The organism is Paenibacillus sp. FSL W8-0187, from assembly GCF_037969755.1.
In the GTDB taxonomy this organism is placed as follows: Bacteria; Bacillota; Bacilli; order Paenibacillales; family Paenibacillaceae; genus Paenibacillus_AQ.
Genome location: NZ_CP150206.1, coordinates 3,928,437 through 3,950,214, shown reverse-complemented (window position 1 = coordinate 3,950,214; position 21,778 = coordinate 3,928,437). Strand labels below are relative to the sequence as shown.

Sequence of the window (21,778 nt, the reverse complement as noted above, 5' to 3'; positions counted from 1 at the left end):
TCATTTGATTGATATATAGTTTGATTGTTATAAAAAATTCGATATTTGAAGGGAGTAGTTTTTTTATGAAAAAAACTTATAAACTGAGCAATCTGGATTGTGCGAATTGCGCGGCGAAGATCGAAAATGGTATTCGCAAGCTGTCTGATGTGACCGAGGTTAAAGTTAACTTTATGGGGCAGAGGATGATTCTGGAGGCTCCGGATGATAAATTTAATGCCGTTCTTGAGGAATCCAAGAAGGTTATAAAAAAACTTGAACCGGATGTATCCATTGAGGCTTAAGGGATAGATGCAAGTTTCTCGATTTGGTCCATAACGAATGAACATGGTTAGCCACATTCAAATTGCGCTATTTGATTCAGCAGTGGTTGTGATGATACAGCCGCTGCTTTTTCAAATAGGAGGAGGATAGAGACATGTCAAAAAAGGAAGTAAAACAGTTGGTGCGTATCCTTATTGCATCTGTTGGTTTCGTAGCGGCACTACTGCTAAAGTTAGAGGGCATCGCTGAATTTCTGCTATATCTCGCCACATATCTCATCGTTGGAGGAGACATCATCTGGAAAGCGATAAGAAATATTTCTCGAGGACAGGTCTTCGACGAGAACTTCTTGATGTCAGTGGCCACGATCGGGGCATTCTGTCTTGGCGAGTATTCAGAAGGTATCGCTGTTATGCTATTTTATCAAGTCGGCGAACTGTTTCAATCCTATGCCGTTTCCAAATCCCGCAGATCCATATCCGAACTGATGGATATTCGTCCCGACTATGCCAATGTGCTAAGAAATGGGGAATTGGTACAAGTCGACCCGGAAGAAGTACAGGTTAATGAAATCGTTGTGGTGAAGCCTGGAGAGCGTATCCCTCTGGACGGTGTTGTTACAGACGGTTTCTCCGCAATCGATACATCAGCTCTTACGGGAGAGTCTGTTCCGCGGGAAGTACATGCCGGAGAAAATGTGATTAGCGGCTGCATCAACCAAACCGGTAAACTGACAATCCAAGTAAACAAAGAATACGGCCAGTCTACGGTAGCGAAAATACTGGAGCTAGTTGAGAATTCTTCCGACAAAAAGAGCAAGAGTGAAAACTTTATCACAAAATTCGCTCGATACTATACGCCGATCGTTGTTTTCGCGGCGGTCATTTTGGCCATCATTCCACCGCTTATCACAGGTCAGTCATTTGGTATGTGGGTTGAACGAGCGCTGACCTTCCTTGTCATTTCCTGTCCCTGTGCTTTGGTTATTTCGGTACCGCTCAGCTTTTTTGGCGGAATCGGCGGGGCATCCAAATCCGGCGTTTTAGTGAAGGGAAGCAACTATCTTGAGGCTCTGGCAAAAACAGAGATGGTCGTGTTTGATAAAACCGGTACACTGACAAAAGGCAGCTTCGTGGTCAGTGAGATGCATTCCGACAAAATGACAAGTCCGGAGCTATTGGAATTGGCAGCCTATGCGGAGGATTACTCCAACCATCCTATCGCACAAAGTATCAAGAAGGCATTCGGTAGAACCATTGATTCCTCTCGCATCAAAGATATCGAAGAAATCGCCGGTCATGGTGTGAAATCTGTGATTGATGGCAAGGTCGTGTTGGCGGGCAACGCCAAGCTCATGAAACGTGAACGCATCTCCTTCAAAGAAAAGAATCTTGTAGGTACTGTGGTACATCTGGCTGTAAACAAGGAGTATATAGGATATATCCTCATTGAGGATGAAATTAAGGAGGACGCTGCGCGCGCTATCGCAGCTTTGAGATCGGCAGGAATCAAGCAGACCGTTATGCTGACCGGTGATGCCGATGCCGTGGGGAAAAAGGTTGCCGCAACGCTCAAACTAGACAAAGCCTATACCGAGTTGTTGCCAGCGGATAAAGTTGAACGAATGGAAGAATTAATGAAGGAGAAAAGCGCCAACGGAAAACTGGCTTTTGTCGGTGACGGCATCAATGACGCACCTGTTCTTGCTCGCGCCGATATCGGCATAGCCATGGGCGGCTTGGGTTCCGATGCGGCGATTGAAGCTGCGGATGTTGTGATCATGACCGATGAGCCATCCAAAATCGCCACCGTGATGAAGATAAGCAAAAAAACGCTCCGTATCGTCAAACAAAACATCATTTTTGCTCTGGGTGTCAAGGGAATTGTACTGGTTCTGGGAGCGCTTGGCATCACAACCATGTGGGGAGCAGTATTTGCTGATGTTGGAGTATCCGTCATTGCAATTATCAACGCAATCCGGGCACTCAACGTGAAAAAACTCAATACGCAAAAAACAGTAGCCCGAGAGCAAGGGGAGAGAGCGCTGGCTTAATGTTGAGGGGGGTGTTACCGGATAGATTCTGTGAGTAACACGCCTCCTTTTTTATCGATTGAGGTTGTGATCTGCAATTCCTTTCTTTGGACAAGTCATTTGAAAAAAATCATCGATCATTTGATGAACCAGTCGTGCTCTTTCATTGTCGGCGAGTGAATAATAAACTTCTTTCCCCGCACGTCTGCTTTTGATCAGTCCGTGAAGCTTCAGCAATTTCAAGTGATGAGAAACGGAAGCGGCACTTATGCCAAGAGCGGCTGAAATATTGTTTCCGCACTCCTCGCAGTGACAGAGCAACCAAAGGATTCGCAAACGTGTGCCGTCGCAAAGCTGTTGAAAGACGGTGGCTCCGTCCAGAAAATATTCCACATCAGGCATTTGCTTTAAAGCATGGCTTAAATCTTGTCCGTGGTCGTGAAGTATTTCCTTGTCTTTTTTCATGGACACTCCTTCAAATAAGTATTCATTTGATGAAACGATCAGTATGCTCATTCTATTTTAGCCTATGCATTATCTGATATCTAGTCAAGGAATCCCGGGACTTTTGCTTTCCATCACCGGTATATTCCCGGTTATTCTCAAAAAGATAGTTGACAATGAGAATCATTATCAACTATTATGTTAACTAGTAAACAAAATATGATCAACACATATGAAAAGGAGTGGCGATGAAATGACAGTGAGTCTGCGAATAGAACAATTGAAGGCGGCAGTTGAGGGTAAGGAAATCTTGAAAGGTCTGAGCCTTACGGTAAACGGCGGAGAAATTCATGTCGTGATGGGACCGAATGGAACAGGGAAGAGTACATTGGCCTCCGCTTTGATGGGGCATCCCAAGTACGAAGTGACGGATGGGATGGTTACATTGAACGGAGAAGATCTGCTGGAGATGGAAGTGGATGAAAGGGCACGGGCGGGATTGTTTCTGGCCATGCAATATCCGAGTGAGATCACGGGTGTCACGAATTCCGATTTCATGCGTAGTGCGATCAATGCAAAACGTGAAGAAGGCCAGGAAATCTCGTTGATCAAATTAGTGCGCATGATGGAAGCAAGCATGCAGACGTTGGAGATGAACCCTGAATTTATGCATCGTTACTTGAACGAGGGCTTTTCCGGGGGGGAGAAAAAGCGAAATGAAATTTTGCAAATGATAATGCTCGAGCCTTCATTGGTCATTCTGGATGAAATCGACTCTGGTCTGGACATCGATGCCCTGCGCATCGTTGCTGAAGGGGTCAATGCTTTGCGCAGTGCAGACCGAGGATTCTTAATTATTACGCACTATCAGCGACTCCTTAATTATATTAAGCCGGACTTTGTACATGTGATGATGCAAGGAACCATCGTAAAGTCAGGAGGGCCGGAATTAGCGGAGCGGTTAGAAGCAGACGGATATGAGTGGATCAAAGAAGAGCTGGGTATTACAGAAGAAGCGGCGACGCCGGATGAAGAAGAGTCGTTTCAAATTCCGATGCAAACCAAGTCACCGCGTATCTGAAAGGGGAGAGCCGTAACATGACAATGAACAGTGCAGAAAACCAGTTATCAGGACAGCTTCAATTTGAAGCAGAACCGGATTGGCTTGACAAGTTGAGGAAAAGAGGCTTGGATGCCGTCAGCACCCTGCAGCTACCCAAGCTGGAAAAGACGAATCTGCAGCGGTGGCCATTACAGCAGCAAGGGATTTGCCGTAAGCCAGAGCAGATGAGATCTTTCGATGAATTGCCGGAATCCATCAGGAAATGGGTGTACACGGACAATATGTTGGTACAGCGGAATTCGGGCTCATTCATTAAGTGCTTGTCAAAAGAACTTCAGAAGCAGGGAATTATTCTGACCGATCTGGAAACAGCAGCAAGGCAGTATCCGGAACTTGTAAAGCCTCATTTCATGCAAGCCGTGCAGACTGAAGAGAATCTGCTTACTGCGCAGCATGCCGCGCACTGGAGCGGCGGAGCTTTTATTTACATTCCTGAGGGGGTTCATGTAGAGACCCCGCTGCAGACGCTATTTTTTGTAGACGAATCCGATACGCTCTTTATGCCGCATGTTTTGGTGGTAGCCGAGAAGCGTAGTTCCGTAACGCTGGTGGAGAATACCATGTCCTCATTAGATAAGAGTGTGGCAGTGAATCAAGCCATTATGGAAGTATTCGTTGGCGAAGGTGCAGCAGTCAATGTCGTGTCATTGCACCAACTGGAAAGAGACGTGATCGACCTGACTTATCGGCGCGCAATCGTTGAACAAGACGGAAGTGTGAATTGGTTGAATGGCGAAATGAATTGGGGCAAGTCGATGAGCGATACGGCATCCATACTCAAAGGCGAAGGGGCACGTTCGGATATAAAATCAATCTTGGTAGGATCCGGAAATCAGACTATGAATATCACAGCCCGGACGGTCCATTTTGGCAAGAATTCGCCAAGCGATATGGTACTCAGAGCAGTGATGAGAGAGCAGTCAACCGCAATATTGAACGGGATCACCAAAATTGAGAAGGGAGCAAGCGGGGCGAACGGACAGCAGACGGAAAAAATATTGATGCTGCATCCCGAAGCGCGCGGCGACGCCAATCCGATCCTGTTGATTGATGAAGACGATGTGAAAGCCGGACACGCCGCCAGCGTCGGACAAGTCAATCCGGAACAGCTGTATTATATGATGTCCAGAGGCATTAGCCGCGTAGAGGCCGAGCGGCTAATCGTGTATGGTTTCCTCGCTCCCGTCGTGGCCGAAGTACCGCTGGAAGGTATAGCCACTCAGATGCAAGCACTCGTGGAACATAAACTGGGTCAAATCAAGGAACTAGATCAAGCAAGCATATCTGAATAAGGAGGATGACAATAAATGGCCAAGGAATTGATAGAGCTGGGAGAATATCAGTATGGCTTCAAAGATGCGCATCAAGCGGTGTTCCAATCCGGGAAGGGACTGACGCGTGAGATTGTTGCCACCATATCGGAGATGAAGGGAGAACCGGGCTGGATGCTCGACTTTCGTCTGAAATCGCTGGAATTGTTCCAAAGTATGCCGATGCCTGCATGGGGCGGCGATCTGCGAGCACTGGACTTCAATGATATTCAATATTATGTCAAGCCTTCCGAGAAGCAGGGGAAGACCTGGGAGGAAGTGCCGATTGAGATTAAGCAAACCTTTGACAAGCTTGGCATACCGGAAGCGGAACAGAAGTTTCTTGCCGGCGTGTCCGCCCAATATGAATCCGAAGTCGTGTATCACAGCATTCAGAAAGAGTTAGAGGAGCAAGGGGTCATCTTCACAGACACGGATACGGCGCTGCGCGAGCACCCGGATCTGCTGCGCCAGTATTTTGGCACCATTATTCCGCCGAGCGATAACAAATTTGCCGCACTTAACAGCGCGGTATGGTCAGGAGGAAGCTTTGTTTATGTTCCAAAAGGGATAAAATGTGAAGTCCCATTGCAAGCTTACTTCCGCATCAATTCGGAGAACATGGGACAATTCGAAAGGACGCTCATCATTACGGAAGAGGACAGCTTTGTGCATTATGTAGAAGGCTGCACGGCACCGATTTACAGCACGAATTCGCTACATAGTGCCGTTGTGGAAATCATCTGTAAGCGAAATTCCCGTGCGCGATATACAACCATTCAGAATTGGGCGCCCAATATTTACAACATGGTGACAAAGCGGGCGGTAGCCGAAGAAAATGCAACAATGGAATGGGTGGACGGCAATATTGGCTCCAAACTGACGATGAAATACCCTTCCGTATTGTTAAAAGGCCGCGGAGCCAAGGGTTCGGTACTCTCGATTGCAGTCGCTGGCAAAGGACAGCATCAAGATGCCGGGGCCAAAATGATTCACCTGGCGCCGGACACGACCTCGACTATCATATCAAAATCGATCAGCAAGCATGGTGGTAAAGTCACGTATCGCGGTCTGGCTTCCTTTGGACGCAAAGCTTCAGGAGCCAAATCGAACATCAAATGCGACACGCTCATTCTTGATAATGAGTCCACGTCGGATACGATCCCTTATAACGAGATCAAGAACGACAATGTCACGCTTGAGCACGAGGCGACCGTTTCCAAGGTATCCGAGGACCAGCTCTTTTACTTGATGAGTCGAGGCCTGTCTGAAGACGAAGCGACCCAGATGATTGTGATGGGCTTCATCGAACCGTTTACGAAAGAACTGCCTATGGAATATGCGGTTGAAATGAACAGGCTCATCAAGCTGGAGATGGAAGGCAGTATAGGGTAAGCTCTATTATTTGTCCAGAATTATGAGGCTGCAACTGAGTTCATCAGAAAGGATGGGAGAGAGATGCATAAATTGGTTTTGATTAGACATGGAGAAAGTCTGTGGAACAAAGCGAATTTATTTACAGGCTGGATGGATGTAAACTTGTCGGATAAAGGTATTCAGGAGGCTTTACATGCCGGCAAATTACTTAAGGAAGAACAGTTCGTATTTGATGTAGCCTATACCTCATATTTAAAGCGAGCGATTAAAACACTAGATTATGTGCTGGAAGAAATGGATTTGCTGTGGATCCCTGTATATAAAACATGGCAGCTTAATGAGCGCCATTATGGTGCGCTTCAAGGTTTAAGCAAAACAACAACCGCTGAGAAATATGGGGAAGCGCAGGTTCAATTATGGCGCAGAAGCTATGATGTGCTGCCTCCTGCTTTGACTAAGGACGATGCCCGTTATCCAAGATACGATATTAAATATCGCGACATGGATGACGAGCTTATCCCGTTAACGGAAAGCCTCAAGGAAACGGTTGTTCGAGTTAGGGATTATTGGGATAAGGAAATTGCACCGCAGATTAAAGCGGGTAAAAATGTCATAATCGCTGCACATGGCAATAGTCTACGGGCATTAGTCATGTTTCTGGAAAATCTCAGCTCAAAAGAGATTATTGATTTGAACATCCCAACGGGTATTCCGCTTGTATATAATCTTGATGACCGACTACATCCGGTCGAGAGATATTACCTTGGAAGCGAGGAGCATCTCGAGAGTAAGATCAAGCAGGTTGCCGAGCCAGATAAGATTATGGAATAAGGGCAAGAATTGGATTGAAACTGTCGATGATGCGTGTGGATCTATTATTTTAGTTAACTAGTAAACAATGTAAGTGGAGGGGCGGTAGAACCTGATATGAAAAAAACGAATGTAATGAACATGCAAGAGCAACAAACTCAGAAGCCCCTAAAGCTTATACCATTAATTGTAGCGATTTTCATGGGAAACTTCCTTTCGCTGTTGAATAGCAATACGATTAATATAGCTTTGCCGGTCTTGCAAAAAGAATTTGCAACCGACTTAAGTGTTGTGCAATGGACACTGACAGGCTTCATGTTGGCGCTCGGGACCTTCGCGCCTACAGCTGGCTATTTCGGCCAACGCTTCAGTTATAAGCGATTGTATATTTTCGCCTTGCTTGGCATGACGATTGCTTCCGTACTGTGCGCCTTGTCTTGGAACGCGTCGATGCTGATCGCCTTCCGCATTGTTCAGGGCGCGTTCTGCGGTATTATAGTGCCGGCGTCGATGACCATGATATTTCAAATCATCCCCAGGCACCAGCAGTCTGTCACCATGAGCATCTGGATCGCAGCTTCGATCGTGGCGCCAGCCATTGGACCGACTTACGCAGGTTGGCTTATCCAGCACGGCTCCTGGAAGTGGCTCTTCTGGACCAATGTGCCGCTAGGCGTGCTTGCGATCGTTGTTGCCGTTTTCTTCATTCCTTACTATCGTCTGAAAGTACCGAAGGGTTTCGATGTATGGGGGCTTCTGACGGTCATCGCCGCAAGTTCGCTGCTGTTGATCACGTTGTCGCAAGGCTCCGGTTGGGGATGGGGCTCGGCCCGTACGCTGCTTTGTCTGGGAGGCGGGCTATTGGCGCTAGCACTGTTTCTTTGGCGCGAGATGTCAATCGACACGCCGCTTCTACAGCTCAAAGTATTTCTGAATCGGCGATTCACGTCGACGGTGATATTGCTGTGTATCGTGATGATCAACTTTTTTTCGGGCATGCTCCTCGTTCCCGTTTTCTTGCAAAATGTTCAGGGACATTCGCCACTTGATTCGGGGATGATTCTGTTACCAGCTACATGTGCCATGGCGATTATGTCCTTGGTTGTCGGTCGGCTGTACAAAGTGGTTGGCCCCATGCCGCTACTGCTTGTTGGCGTACTGTTGATGGCCGCAGGAAATTTGCCGCTAGCGTGGCTGAAAATCGACAGCTCATCTGCATATACGCTCTTGTGGATGACGGTCCGCAGTCTAGGTCTCGCCCTGGTGCTGATGCCGGCGACGACGGCCGGGATGGAGGAGATTTCCCGCGAATATATCGGACACGCCTCCTCCATTCAGAACTGGCTGCGGAATGTATTCGTATCGTTCGGTGTGGCTCTATTCACCACGCTGCTATCTTCACGTACGGCTGACCACGCCGCAAGGCTGACCGATGGGGAAGTCGGACCGAACTTGGCCCACCTGTCCACAACGATGGGCATCAACGATTTGAACATTTTATCAACGCTTATTGTCGTGCTGGCACTACCATTTGTTTTTGCAATTTGCAAAGCGCGGCAGAAGGAACGGGGAATCGACAGAGCCTGAAGGAATCCCTGCGTTAACCATCTCGTATCTTTGGTAGAGGAACGTTGCTCCCTGGTATCGGAACATGATACGATTGTTTCTCGGTAAACTATAATTTGTGTTACGGAAGGTGCGAGATGATGAATTCATTGGAGACGATCAAATGGCTGGTCCAGGATCAGGTTGTTCATTTTGTGCATCTGAGCGAGCAAAGGATCGAATCGGAGCAGGACAAGATTTTTCGTTATGCACAAGAGCAGCAATTGGAGTCGATCCCGCGTCATTTGACTAGCGTGCACGTGATCGACTGCATCGGCAACAACGAGCCGATCAACAATACGGCGCTTGCAGTGAAGATGAACTTGTCCAAGGCCGGCATTACGAAGATCAGCGCGAAGCTGTTGGAGGAAGGCTATATCCATCGAAGGCAACTGAATGATAATAAGAAGGAAGTCTACTTCAGTTTAACGGAGAAGGGCAGACGGGTTTTTGAGCTTCATCAACAACTTCACAAGCTGGAGGAGGAGAGGTTTATGCAGCTGCTTGAGCCGTTTAAGGAAGCGGAATTACACGTTATTCTGCGATTTCTGCAAAGCGTATCCTCCCATTGGGCTAACAAAGAGCAGGAGTAGGCGAGCGGCCTGATGCCTCGTGAATTGGTTATTCAACTTTTGATAGATGTTTCTAGTCCTCCGATAGCGTTAATGTCTAATGATACAAAAGTGTTCACATTCCTATCGGACGATAAGAGCATGGTATCTTGAAAGTCACATGAAATGTGGCTTTTTTTGTATTTAAGCATATCTTCAACAGACTTTAATCCGTATTTAAGTGCAATTAGGATGCAAAACGACGTGCAAAAGCCACGTAAAAGATTTTTTTTAAAAAAATTAAATGCTCGAACCGTATGTGAAATACTAAATTTGACTGATATGGAAGACTCAACATTTGGACAAATAGCATCTTAATTCGGATTAGCGGAATGTCTAGGTGCCCAAGAGACCATCGGTGCAAAAACGGATTCTGAACTTAGGGATTGAACGGAGCGTGCACATTCGATTTCTTCCTATCACGAAGCATGTCGTTCCATTCGAAAACTAGGATGAAAGAACATGAATGGATTGACGAAATCCATCGTAAGCGTTGAAGAACCGAAGAAGATATGATATTCAGCATTTGGACAAATGCCGGCCAATCTAAGGCCGGCATTGTAGTGTTCAAAAGTCGTCAGAATGTTTCTGTTTAGGCAGAAACACGCGGAAGTTAGCTATTTACAGAATCAATAACGCTGGCTAAAATGATCTTACTGATGCATCAGTTTGGCTATAAATCCTACTTATCCTATTTGAATTATAATTTTACTTGGAAGCTAGGTTTTAAAAAAGACAAAGGTGGTTTCTATGAGAAAACAACGATATTACGGTTTGTTATGGTTAGGGTTATTGACGCTATTCCTAATACTGTCTGCTTGCTCATCCGCATCTACCAACAACGAGCCGGAGGCATCGCCGCCGTCAACTCCCCCAGCGACTGCCTCCAGTGAGCCGGCTGAGCAGGGGACGGAGGGCCATTTACTCGAAGAACCCTTGACCGCAACCGATCTAAACAAGCTCCCGGACAGGGCGAAGCAGCGCAATGATGCGATTATCGTGACGCTGGTGAATCCGAGCGGGGCCTTCACACCATACTTCACCCAAGTGGGCTATGACGGGAACGTAAACTCTGTCCTGTACACACCGCTTGTCCGCGTCGACACCGGCGGTTTGCCAGTTCCGGGTCTCGCGGAGAAATGGGACATTTCCGAGGATAAGCTGACTTATACATATTATCTTCGCGAAGGACTGAAGTACAGCGATGGTTCCCCCATGACAACCGAGGATGTGGAATTTACATGGACCTTGCTTCATGACCCGTCTTATGACGGCCTCAACAGCGTGGTGGAGACGAAGATCAAAGGTGGTCAAGCCTACAAGGACGGTAAGGCGGATTCCATTGAAGGCATTCAAATTATCGATGAGCGAACCATTTCCGTGACGCTGGAAGAGACCAACGCAACGGCGTTGACAGTGCTTGGTGGACCGATATTGTCCAAAGTGTACTATGGAAAGGATTATCAGTTCGGCAACCTGGATTATATTAAGAACCTGCACGCCAATCCGATCACGAACGGACCTTACAAGCTGGAGAAGTTCATTCCAGGCCAAGAAGTGCGTTTTGTCGCCAATGAACACTATGTGTTAGGCAAACCGAAGACCGAATACTTCATCTACAAGACCACGGAGGGAGACACTTGGCAGTTTATCGAAACCGGGGAAGTCGACTATGGCAGCTTTTCAGCTACGACAGATAACATCGAGAAACTGAAATCCCTTGGCTTCTTAAACTTGATTCCGTCCACGGCCAGTAACTACGGCTATAATCAATTCAATCTGGAGAGGGATCAATTGAAAGACAAGCGGGTTCGCCAAGCCTTGACTTACGGTCTGAATCGTCAGCTGATTTACGTGGATTCCAGGCAAGGGGCAGCGTCGATCGCCAACATTCCATCATCTCCGATTCTGTGGTCTTATACCGAGGAAGGCATCAACCCGTATCCGTATGATCCGGAAAGAGCAAAACAATTGCTGGACGAAGCGGGCTGGACGGTCGGCGCAGACGGCATTCGGGAGAAGGACGGGGTCAAGCTCCGTATCAACTATTTGGGATCGAAGAGCCCGAATACCGATATTTTCATTGCCGTCGCCAAAGAGAACTATCAAGAAATCGGAGTTGATTTCGTGCCTGAGCAATTCCCGGATTTCAACACGCTTGTATCCAAGGTCAATAACGGCGATTATGACATGGCTTCGTTCTCCACGACGATTATCAGTGATCCTTCGCAAGGGGTGGAGCGGTTCATCAAAGGAGAAACGAAGGGCTACGACAATCCACGCATCGAAGAGCTTTACGCCCAGGGTCTTGCGACTGGCGACGTCGAAAAGCGTAAAGCGATTTACCACGAAATGTTCAAAATATTGAATGACGAATTGCCGATCATGTTTACCAACTATACGAAATCAGTCATCGCAATCAACGGACGCATCGACGGTTTTGAGTTGAACCCGCTCGCGGGTATCGCATACAGCTTGCCGGGTTGGAATCTGCAATAAGCGAGCTGGCAGCTGGAGGGAAGATTAGACAGCTCTATCAAAGAAGACATCTCCTGCCTGAATCCATCAGGCAAGGAGATGACTGATGAAGGAGAGAACATGAGAACCTATTTGCTCCGAAGATGCTTGTACATGCTCTTGATATTAATTGGCGCGTCCTTGTTAATCTTTATCTTGTATTCCTTAACGCCAGGCGACTATGTAGACAACAACTTGAGTTTGAGCGAGGAGCGCAAGGCGGAACTAAGGGAAATTCACGGGTTGAACAAGCCTGTCATTGAACGATACGTGAACTGGATGGCCAACATTTTCAAAGGCGATTTCGGTTATTCTTTGCCCCAGCAGCGCCCCGTCCTGGACCTGTTTCAGGATTACATATGGAACTCCTTTCTGCTGGCGGTGGTTTCGACGTTCTTCACCTGGTTCATTGCGGTCGTCGTGGGTGTTCTTACGGCCTATAAGCAATACTCGCTGCTGGATACCCTGGTGATGATCGGCATCTTCGCCGCGATGTCGATTCCTTCGTTCTTCATCGGGTTATTCCTGATCAAAGTATTCGCCGTCGATTTAAAAATTCTCCCGCCGGGTGGAATGATCACGACAGGGAGCCGGGCCGAGGGCTGGGACTACGTCGTCGAGGTGCTGCACCATATGCTGCTTCCGGCAGCCGTCATGATTTTGCTTGGCGTCGGGTCGCTCACCCGTTATTTCCGGAGCAACATGCTGGAGGTGATCCGGCAGGATTATGTCCGCACCGCCCGTGCAAAAGGGTTGAAGGAAAGAACGGTGCTGTTCCGCCACGCATTGAAAAACGCGATGCTGCCCGCGATTACGTTGATTGGCTTCGAATTGCCGGGCCTGTTCGGCGGCTCCATCATCATTGAGAAGATATTCAATTGGCCGGGCATCGGCCAGTTGTACATGCAATCTTTCACGGTGCGGGATTATCCGCTCCTCATGGGCTTTACCATGTTTTTGGCTATCTTGACGGTCGTCGGGACGCTCATATCCGATATCCTCTACCACACTTCCGATCCCCGGGTCAGGCTTTAAAGAAAGGAGGAACTACCTTTGTCGATTCCAACGACGGCAAGTCAAGCCGGAAAAGCCAGCAGAGGAATGGAGGTTTCAGACTCCTTATGGAAGCAATCCACTCGGAAGCTCAAGAAAAACAAGCTGGCCGTAACTGGCTTCGCCTTCATCGTGTTGATGTTTGTTGTTTGCTTTATCGGTCCCTTGTTCTCCCCATATGCGGATGGCAAAATCAATCCCGCCATGATGCACCAGCCCCCAAGCGGCAAGCATTGGCTGGGAACGGACCTGCTTGGCCGCGATGTGCTGACCCGGCTCTTGCAAGCAGGCCGAATTTCACTCACGGTCGGCCTTGCGTCCATGGCGTTATCCATGACAATCGGGACGGTTCTCGGCGTCATTTCGGGTTATTATCGTGGAGTAGTCGATCAGTTGATCATGCGAACCGCCGATTTGTTGTTTACGATCCCGGGGCTTCCGATTCTCTTCATCATGGGGGCGTTAATGTCGGATTGGAAGGTTCCAACCGACTATCGGCTGTATCTGGTCATGCTCATGCTTAGCGTCATCGGCTGGCCCGGCGTGGCGCGGCTCGTCCGCAGCCAAATGCTGACCTTGCGGGAACGGGAGTATATGATAGCTGCCGACGTGCTGGGTCTCAGCGATAAGCGCAAGCTGTTTCGCCATCTACTGCCCAATGTCTTCCCGCTTCTGATCGTCATCGCCACACTTAGCATCGGAGGAGCGATACTGTCGGAATCGGTGCTCAGCTTCTTCGGGCTCGGGGTCATGCCCCCAACGCCCACTTGGGGAAATATGATCGATGCGGCCAACAACGTCATCGATTTTGAGAAACGGCCCTGGCTGTGGATTCCGCCAGGTCTGGCGATTTTTTTGACGGTCATTGCCATCAACATTTTCGGTGACGGATTGCGGGACGTTCTCGATCCTAAACAGAATACAAGCAGGTGAACGGATAATGAATTCATTAATCGAGGTCAATCATTTAAGCACTTATTTCGAATCCGGAACCGGAACGGTCAAAGCGGTGGACGATATCAGCTTTCGCATCCGCGAAGGCGAAACGGTATGCGTCGTGGGCGAATCCGGCTGCGGCAAGAGCATCACGGCCATGTCGATCATGGGACTGGTCGAAGGGCCGCACGGGAAAGTGGTGAACGGCCGGATCCAATTCGGGGACAAGGATCTTCTAAAGATCAGCAAAGAAGAGATGCGCCGAATTCGGGGCAACGACATCTCGATCATATTCCAGGAACCGATGTCTTCCCTGAACCCGGTCATTACGATCGGCAAGCAAATCATGGAGCCGCTTATGCTCCATCGCCAAATGAACAAAAAACAAGCCTATACGCGGGCGCTCGAGCTGATCGAGCTGGTCGGCATTTCCCGAGGGGAACAAATCGCGGCTTCCTATCCCCATCAATTGTCGGGAGGGATGCTGCAGCGGATCATGATTGCGATTGCGATCTCGTGCAGCCCCAAGCTGTTGATTGCCGACGAACCGACGACGGCATTGGACGTTACCATCCAGGCGCAGGTACTGGAAACACTGAGGGAAAGCAAAGAGCAATCCAATATGTCGATTCTGCTGATTACGCACGATCTTGGTGTGGTGGCCGAGATGGCGGATTATGTCATCGTCATGTACGCGGGGAAAATCGTCGAGGAGGGAGACGTCGAGGAAATCTTCGACCGTCCGAAACATCCTTACACGAAGGGATTGCTGAAATCCAAACCGATCCTCGGCCAGCGCTCGGACCTGTTGTACTCCATTCCAGGCCAGGTACCCAATCCGCTTGAACTGACAGAATCCTGCTATTTTCATGATCGCTGTGAAAGCTGCATGGCCATCTGCCGATCCCGGCAGCCGTCACTAAGAGAAGTGGAACCCGGTCACAGAACGGCCTGTTGGTTGTATGAAGAGGAGGCGCGGCATGAGTGAAGCATTGCTGGAAGTACGACATTTAAAAAAATATTTTCCCATTACCGCCGGGCTGCTTAATCGTAACGTCGGTCACGTCAAAGCGGTCGATGATATCAGTTTGACAATTCGGGCTGGAGAAACGTTCGGCCTGGTCGGCGAATCCGGCAGCGGCAAAAGCACGGTTGGGCGCACGATACTCCGGCTTCATGAGAAAACCAGCGGGGACATCCTGTACAAAGGTATCCCGTTTCACGACCTGCCCAAATCGGAGATGCGAAAGCTCAGGCCTAAAATGCAGCTTATCTTTCAGGACCCCTACAGCTCGCTTAACCCGCGTATCCGCATCGGAGACGCAATCGGCGAAGCGCTGCTTGAACACGATTTGGCCGAAAAAGCCGAGGTTCGTGGTCAGGTGCTGGATGTACTGGAAGCTTGCGGCCTGTCTGCCTATCACTACAATCGGTTTCCGCACGAGTTCTCAGGCGGCCAGCGGCAGCGGATCGGCATTGCCCGCGCTCTGGTGCTGAATCCTGATTTCATAATCGCCGATGAGCCGGTATCCGCGCTTGATGTGTCCATCCAGGCACAAATCATCAATTTGTTTCAAAAACTTCAGCATAATCGCGGATTAACCTATTTGTTCATTTCGCATGACTTAAGTGTCGTGGAGCATTTGTGCAATCGCATCGGGGTGATGTATCTCGGTTCCATGATGGAAATGGCTTCGCGTGACGAAATGTTCAGCCGTCCGCTGCATCCATATACCCAAGCATTGCTATCGGCGATCCCTGTCCCGGTACCGAGGCTGAAGCGGGAGAGGATCGTGCTCAAAGGGGACATTCCGAGTCCGGCTCAACCGCCTTCTGGCTGCAAGTTCCATACACGCTGCCCTTATGCCTTGGCGCAGTGTAAGGAAGTCGTTCCCGAGTTCCGCAACGTGGGGGATGATCATTACGTGGCATGTCATCTCGTTTGAAGCGGCACGCCATCTTCGGATCCTTATGTAACACATTGAGGATATGCCCGGGGGCGTGTTCGGATGATGCGGAATGTTGTAAAATATGAGCGAAATGGCTGCTGGATACCGGCAGCCAGTCAATCATAAGAGGTCAAAGAAGGAGTGCAGCCTGGCAATATCTTTTATTCGTACGGAAGCCTGACCCTCTGCCACTATGCATCCAGGATCGAGCCGTATGCTGAGGCAGACGATGAGCCGTCGCTTCATTTATACCGGCTTCTTCGCAGTCTGAGCGAGAAGAGCCGTTTGCGGATTCTGCACTTTTTGCGCAGCGAACCGCGTACTTTTATCGAAGTGATTCGACATCTTGGCATATCCAAAGGCATTACGCATGATCATATTTTCAATTTGCGCAGTGCGGGACTGCTCAACGTTCATGTCGTCGGAGAGACGGTATCGACCTATAGTTTACGAGTGGAACGAGTTCAACAAACCGAGCAGGGGCTGTTCGATTATTTGGGAATGCCCCCCAGCCTGTTATCCAATTCCGTCAATGAAATGGAATAATCAAGCAAACGAGTGTTGACCGAATCGTCGGAGACACAGCTTTAAGCAGGGATGAGCTGCTTAGCTGTGTCTTTTATTTGTTAAAAATATCAAAATTGTAAAGGAGCGAGATACCATGACTACATTAAATGATTATTTAGCACAAAAAAAAGCGGCGGCAGAGGCCCTGCGTTCTCAAGCGGAGCAAGACCCCAAGCCGAATACCTATTCGGCCAAGGTACAGGCGAAAGGCCGCAGCGGCGTTCGAGAAATACGTATACGCGACTTCCAAATTATCAGCGACAGCCCTGAGAATTATGCCGGATATAGCCTCGGTCCCTCATCACCTGAAATTCAGCTTGGTGTATTAGGCAGCTGCCTGACTCATATTACGTTGATTAAAGCTGCGGAACGGGGCATATCGCTGGAATCCCTTGAAGTCGAAGTCACGGGTCAGTTGCACCCGCTTGCTGGCAAACCGGGATACGAGGACATTCCCATATATCCGCATAATATCGAATATAACATTCACATCGTATCCGAAGAATCCGCCGAAACCATCGCCGAGCTTCATGAAGTGGTTGAGCGCGCATGCCCGATATACAACCTCCTAAAGTATCCGCAATCCATCTCCGGTGGATTAGTGCATCGCTCGCCTGCTAGCCAGCCAGAAGGTTCTTCCTATTAGATATGAAGGTATAGATACATAGTCTTAACAAGTGGACACACAATTTGTATTGTGTGTCCTTTTATGCTATAACAGGGCACAGAATAATTTATAACAAGAGCCATCTGTCTTAGAAAAAACACTTTACAGAAAGCAAACAGATTCTTATTTTATGTTATTTGATTTTTCCGCCTTATTCCTTGGAAAATCAGCATAAACGCCATTAAGAAAAATAAAATATTGACTGAACTTAAAGGCTGTTTTCCTAAAAAATCCTTAATTATAAGATAAGATTGGATAACCAAGATAATGGATGCATATAGAAAATACATATTAGATTTGTCTTTAAATTTCCGGCCAAGTGACTTTATTATCATGGTAAATGCAATGGCATAGATAGTGATTATCCCGACAAGGATAAGAGCTAAGATCGATAAGTTCAAAAAATCAGCCCCTTCATTTATTATGAATTACATTTTATCACATAAAAAGCAAATCTTCCGTCCGACGATAAGAAATATATATTGATAGTACAACTCTCTTTGGACAAGACCACTATCCTTAAGTGTTAGATAACTTGAAACAGGTTCAAAACAAGAAGGAACACCTATAATGAACAGGGTATTAATTAAGCGTTATTTTTCATCTGCCGAAAAAAAGAATACATGACATACGTTGATAAATTGTAAGATATTTATACGGCGGTGAAACGTATCATAAGTAGAATTGCTGATCATTATGCTAACGGGAGAGGTTAGTTCAATAGAAGACAAGAGAAGGCAGCCGTTTATGAGATCGGCTGCCTTTGTTCAACTAATGGGCAGGTTGGTGCCGTAAAGGACACGAAGATGGTCCGATTACCGATTAGATAATGATCTAAACAGGTTTGCACAATAGTGATTTTAATGAACAGCATGAAAACCTGAAAATGGTAGCAGAAACGCTGCCTGATGGAACGGCGATTTGTTACAGTTATGACGAGGTAGGTAATCGTATGCAGAAGGTGGCCCCAGCAGTAGGCAAGAGTAAACAACAACGTACACGCATAATAACGCAAATATGATAGTTCAGACTTAACTTAAAGCTTACTGCTTGGCATAATTTAGCCCTAAGTGATGAGCTTGGTTAAGCAGCATCTCATAATGCCTGGGATTGGAATCCAAAGTCTCGTATAAAAATTCTACCTTGGAATTGGATACACCGCAATAATCTGCAATTCCCACATTGAGAAGATGCGTCATCATTTCATCATAGTTACGCTTTTTCATCTGTTCTTTCGAAACGCCCGCCAAACCAATCCACAAGACATGCTGATGATGAAGCTGGTTCGAACCGTAGGCAAACCCATTGTTCCATACCCGGTCAATATAACCTTTTAGCATAGCTGGCAAATGCCACCACCAAATTGGAAAAATAAATGCCAAGGCATCATGCTCCTTCATTCGCCTTATTTCCATTTCTACCTGAGGGGAAAAGGACTGTTCCTCGGCTGACCAATCAGGTTCATCTACGCCTTTTAAAACAGGGTCAAAGCCAATCCCGTGTAAATCCAATATCTCATAGTCGTGGCCAGCCTCGGCAAGACCTTTTACAAAACGATCGGCAACCTTAAAAGTCAGGGAATCCTTTCTTGGATGCGAAACAACGCTCAATACTCTCATGCCTGTATGTTCACTACCTTTCTTCACAGCTAACTCGTAGCCACGGTCAATGGCTGATGCTATTATAAACAGTAACAAAATACTCTGGAAGTACGCACTTTCAAGTTCTATAGGATGATAGAGGTGCCATAGAAACATGGAAGTGCCCTAGAAAGATGCCCTAGAAACTTACCTGAATAACGGACTGAAATGAAAGAATCTTATGTTCCTAGCAAAAACACAGCCTTTTAACGGAGGAATAAGAGATGACTGAAAAGAGCAAAAATAACGTTCAAAAGAAGTATAAAGTTGGAGTGGAGGCGGCATTAGAAGTAATGGGGGGGAAATGGAAGCCCTTAATCATCTATCATTTGATGACTGGCCGGAAACGGACGTCTGAGCTTCGACGGTTAATACCCGACATTACTCAAAAAATGCTGACCACTCAACTAAGAGGCCTGGAAAAGGATGAGATTGTTGCAAGAAAGGTTTATAAAGAGATCCCGCCTAAAGTGGAGTATGAGTTAACGGCCTACGGGTGGGGATTAAAGCCCGCGCTAGACTATTTATGCTATTGGGGAGAGGATCACCTGGAAAGGGTTTATGGTGACAAATCCAAGGTTTTGGAAGAGTTTTAAGGCTGTACAAAGTAGTGGTGAAAAAATAACATTGGACTGACCCCATAGAGTGGGATCAATCAAAACACCTTCAAGGGAATGCTTCAATAGAGACAACCTTGGAGGTGTTTTGTGCATTAAAGGGGTGGTACCAGCCTATTAGCTAAATGACTTTAGTCAATTTGATGTCCATCCAATGCACCCAATTCTTACCGTCGTTTGACAGCTCCCAACTACCTGTTAAGGTGTTGCTATCTTCACTAAACATTCCTGTGAATCGCTCCGATTTGCCCAAAATTGTCCAGGCACGGTCGATTAGGTTCGCTTGGTATGCACTGAAATTGCCTTGATTGTCATATGAGTGTGTGGTGTACTTCTGACTGGAAGCATCATAGCCAATGATCTCAATAGCCTTAACCTCTTCTTTCCCCATATGACCATCAACATGATGAATAAGAAAATGACCCCCGGGCAACCATTCGTAGGTATCTATTGCTTTCAACTGATCAGCTGGCCCAGACGGACTCGCTTTAATCACACCCTCTGTATTCCATTTCCCTACGAAGACATTCAAGCGTGCCATTGCAGGATCTGGTTTAAACGAATTTTGTGAAGTAAGGGCATCATCATTCTCTTGTTCACTGATATTGTTTGTTGCCATTTTGATTCTCCTTTCATGCTATGTTTTTGTATCATAGCATGTAACAATTGTTATGATTTCTTATCAATTGCTCATTTAATTACTCAGGGATAACCAAATTACCTATTAACCAGAACTGCCCTTTAGAATGCACAAAAGCGACCATTTTGTAGGAATTTCGCATAATCGTGACCACCTGCATGCCGCGTATCTTCTCCACCAAATGCCAAATCGGCGAAAAGTCTCGGTTAAACGGCCGGGGATTGTTTTACTCTGCAACATAACCCAATGGCTCCTTTGGGCGCAGCACCAACCACAAACAAAGAAAGGACATGGAATAAAACGGTTGCATCTTTCGTAATTTATATATTGAACATATTGAATGAAATGTGGTGATTCGGATGAGTTCTACGGAAAGAATACCTTTATATCAGAGGGTTCAAGAGTATATACGCAACTTGATAACGTCAAAAGTACTGAAGGTTGGAGACCGCATACCAACGGAAAAGGAACTCATGGAGCGTTTCGGCGTAAGCAAGATTACTGTCGTTAATGCCTTGGCCGGTTTGGTTAACGAAAGAATCATAACCAGGGTGCCCGGAAAGGGGACTTTTGTAAGTGAGCCTGAATATGAAATGCCGGAAACATCTCCTAAAATTGCCGTAATGCCTATCCATAAAACCAGTGGAGAAATGGGGACGCGGTTGATAGGCCTAATTCTGCCCAGCATTTATGACTATTTTACGGTTAGACTTATACAAGGTATTCAGCAAGCGCTAAATGAAAACGGTTACCGTTGCGTTATTTATTTATCAGAGGGCAATCTGGATAAGGAAAAAGAGGCTATTAAGACATGTAGTAAAATCGGAGTGGAAGGGTTACTGATTTTCCCGGTTGACGAGGAGTTATTCAACGAGGAAATATTAAGCATGAAATTTGCGGGGTTTCCGTTTGTTCTCATCGACCGTTACCTTCCTGGGGTGGAAACTCATTATATAGCATCAGACGGTAGGCTTGGCGTTAATATGGCTGTAAATTATCTGTGGGAACTGGGGCATCGTGAAATCGCCATATGCTCCGATTCGCCCATACAAACCGTCACCGTTCAAGAGCGGATCGATGGATATATGAATGCCTTCAAGGAAAAGGGATCACTCATAAACCCTGCCCACATCGTGACCGGTTTTGAAATCGGAAGTCTTGAGCAAGCTGAAACACATCCACTGTACCGCTATATCCAAAATCGAATGGCAACGGCCTATATTACGCTAAATGGAAGTCTTGGAGTGAAAATCTATCAGATTGCGCGTCAAGTTGGATTGAAGGTGCCTGAGGACATATCCATCATCAGTTTTGACGATCCGACTTCAATCATCGAAGGATACAGCACCTTCACACATGTTAAACAGTTTGAACGAGACATGGGCTACCGCGCGGCTTACACGCTGGTTGAGGTCATTAACAATGATGACGGGCAACAAGGAAAATACTTTAAAACCCTAGTGGAGCCGGAATTGGTGATTGGCGAGACGACGGGAAAAAACGTTTTCTCCACCTCGTGATATCAACACCCGTTTCCCCCTATATAGGTAACCTAATAACGAGTCCGACGCGCTTTCTATTCAAAACCTGACAATGGAAGCGACGGTTCCCCGGGC

At 47.1% G+C, this 21,778-nt stretch carries 20 protein-coding genes; 17 read left to right on the top strand and 3 right to left on the bottom strand.

Annotated features, from left to right (window positions below):
• The first annotated feature begins 65 nt into the window (after positions 1 to 65).
• A complete protein-coding gene (locus MKY48_RS17555; RefSeq protein ID WP_076321441.1) occupies positions 66 to 284 on the top strand; it encodes a cation transporter in 219 nt (72 codons plus the stop codon).
• 134 nt (positions 285 to 418) lie between these two features.
• Positions 419 to 2,317, top strand: coding sequence for a heavy metal translocating P-type ATPase (locus MKY48_RS17550; RefSeq protein ID WP_339290076.1), 1,899 nt, complete (start codon positions 419 to 421; stop codon positions 2,315 to 2,317).
• Between the two features lie 51 nt (positions 2,318 to 2,368).
• On the opposite strand, the gene MKY48_RS17545 is transcribed toward MKY48_RS17550, so the two are convergent.
• Positions 2,369 to 2,761, bottom strand: coding sequence for a metalloregulator ArsR/SmtB family transcription factor (locus MKY48_RS17545; RefSeq protein WP_339290074.1), 393 nt, complete (start codon positions 2,759 to 2,761; stop codon positions 2,369 to 2,371).
• 232 nt (positions 2,762 to 2,993) lie between these two features.
• Here MKY48_RS17545 and sufC point away from each other — a divergent pair, with 232 nt between their 5' ends.
• From sufC to MKY48_RS17480, 13 genes are all read left to right on the top strand, one after another.
• The gene (sufC, locus tag MKY48_RS17540; RefSeq protein WP_339290073.1) at positions 2,994 to 3,821 is read left to right on the top strand and encodes a Fe-S cluster assembly ATPase SufC; all 828 of its coding nucleotides are present in this window, start codon (positions 2,994 to 2,996) and stop codon (positions 3,819 to 3,821) included.
• A 17-nt stretch (positions 3,822 to 3,838) separates the two neighbouring features.
• Complete coding sequence (gene sufD / locus MKY48_RS17535; protein WP_339290072.1) at positions 3,839 to 5,155, top strand: Fe-S cluster assembly protein SufD; 1,317 nt, start codon at positions 3,839 to 3,841, stop codon at positions 5,153 to 5,155.
• A gap of 15 nt (positions 5,156 to 5,170) precedes the next feature.
• A complete protein-coding gene (sufB, locus tag MKY48_RS17530; RefSeq protein ID WP_339290070.1) occupies positions 5,171 to 6,568 on the top strand; it encodes a Fe-S cluster assembly protein SufB in 1,398 nt (465 codons plus the stop codon).
• 63 nt (positions 6,569 to 6,631) lie between these two features.
• On the top strand, positions 6,632 to 7,381 hold the full coding sequence (gpmA, locus tag MKY48_RS17525) for a 2,3-diphosphoglycerate-dependent phosphoglycerate mutase (protein ID WP_339290068.1): 750 nt from the start codon (positions 6,632 to 6,634) through the stop codon (positions 7,379 to 7,381).
• A 96-nt stretch (positions 7,382 to 7,477) separates the two neighbouring features.
• Positions 7,478 to 8,947, top strand: a complete 1,470-nt coding sequence (locus MKY48_RS17520) for an MDR family MFS transporter (protein WP_339265008.1) — start codon at positions 7,478 to 7,480, stop codon at positions 8,945 to 8,947.
• Positions 8,948 to 9,066: 119 nt separating this feature from the next.
• The gene (locus tag MKY48_RS17515; protein WP_339273543.1) at positions 9,067 to 9,558 is read left to right on the top strand and encodes a MarR family transcriptional regulator; all 492 of its coding nucleotides are present in this window, start codon (positions 9,067 to 9,069) and stop codon (positions 9,556 to 9,558) included.
• A gap of 768 nt (positions 9,559 to 10,326) precedes the next feature.
• Positions 10,327 to 12,075 carry an ABC transporter substrate-binding protein gene (locus MKY48_RS17510; protein WP_339265006.1) on the top strand — a complete coding sequence of 583 codons (1,749 nt, stop codon included), beginning with the start codon at positions 10,327 to 10,329 and terminating at the stop codon, positions 12,073 to 12,075.
• A gap of 99 nt (positions 12,076 to 12,174) precedes the next feature.
• Complete coding sequence (locus MKY48_RS17505; RefSeq protein WP_339290066.1) at positions 12,175 to 13,128, top strand: ABC transporter permease; 954 nt, start codon at positions 12,175 to 12,177, stop codon at positions 13,126 to 13,128.
• Positions 13,129 to 13,194: 66 nt separating this feature from the next.
• Positions 13,195 to 14,079 (top strand): oligopeptide ABC transporter permease, encoded by an 885-nt coding sequence (gene opp4C / locus MKY48_RS17500; RefSeq protein ID WP_339273541.1) that lies wholly within the window; start codon positions 13,195 to 13,197, stop codon positions 14,077 to 14,079.
• Positions 14,080 to 14,086: 7 nt separating this feature from the next.
• Positions 14,087 to 15,070, top strand: coding sequence for an ABC transporter ATP-binding protein (locus MKY48_RS17495; protein WP_339265002.1), 984 nt, complete (start codon positions 14,087 to 14,089; stop codon positions 15,068 to 15,070).
• On the top strand, positions 15,063 to 16,028 hold the full coding sequence (locus tag MKY48_RS17490; RefSeq protein WP_339265000.1) for an ABC transporter ATP-binding protein: 966 nt from the start codon (positions 15,063 to 15,065) through the stop codon (positions 16,026 to 16,028). The genes MKY48_RS17495 and MKY48_RS17490 overlap by 8 nt, the downstream gene beginning before the upstream one ends.
• 144 nt (positions 16,029 to 16,172) lie before the next feature.
• Entirely contained in the window at positions 16,173 to 16,577 is a 405-nt protein-coding gene (locus tag MKY48_RS17485) for a winged helix-turn-helix domain-containing protein (RefSeq protein WP_339264998.1), read from the top strand.
• 115 nt (positions 16,578 to 16,692) lie between these two features.
• Positions 16,693 to 17,244 (top strand): OsmC family protein, encoded by a 552-nt coding sequence (locus MKY48_RS17480; protein ID WP_339264996.1) that lies wholly within the window; start codon positions 16,693 to 16,695, stop codon positions 17,242 to 17,244.
• A 1,064-nt stretch (positions 17,245 to 18,308) separates the two neighbouring features.
• Here MKY48_RS17480 and MKY48_RS17475 read toward each other — a convergent pair.
• Complete coding sequence (locus MKY48_RS17475) at positions 18,309 to 18,884, bottom strand: NAD(P)H oxidoreductase (protein WP_339273539.1); 576 nt, start codon at positions 18,882 to 18,884, stop codon at positions 18,309 to 18,311.
• Positions 18,885 to 19,129: 245 nt separating this feature from the next.
• Between MKY48_RS17475 and MKY48_RS17470 the strand changes: the two genes are divergently transcribed.
• Complete coding sequence (locus tag MKY48_RS17470) at positions 19,130 to 19,501, top strand: helix-turn-helix domain-containing protein (protein ID WP_215157267.1); 372 nt, start codon at positions 19,130 to 19,132, stop codon at positions 19,499 to 19,501.
• A 142-nt stretch (positions 19,502 to 19,643) separates the two neighbouring features.
• Here the strand turns inward: MKY48_RS17470 and MKY48_RS17465 are convergent, their stop codons facing one another.
• On the bottom strand, positions 19,644 to 20,141 hold the full coding sequence (locus tag MKY48_RS17465; RefSeq protein WP_339290063.1) for a DUF1579 family protein: 498 nt from the start codon (positions 20,139 to 20,141) through the stop codon (positions 19,644 to 19,646).
• 380 nt (positions 20,142 to 20,521) lie between these two features.
• Here MKY48_RS17465 and MKY48_RS17460 point away from each other — a divergent pair, with 380 nt between their 5' ends.
• Positions 20,522 to 21,682 carry a GntR family transcriptional regulator gene (locus tag MKY48_RS17460; protein WP_339290061.1) on the top strand — a complete coding sequence of 387 codons (1,161 nt, stop codon included), beginning with the start codon at positions 20,522 to 20,524 and terminating at the stop codon, positions 21,680 to 21,682.
• Positions 21,683 to 21,778 lie beyond the last annotated feature (96 nt).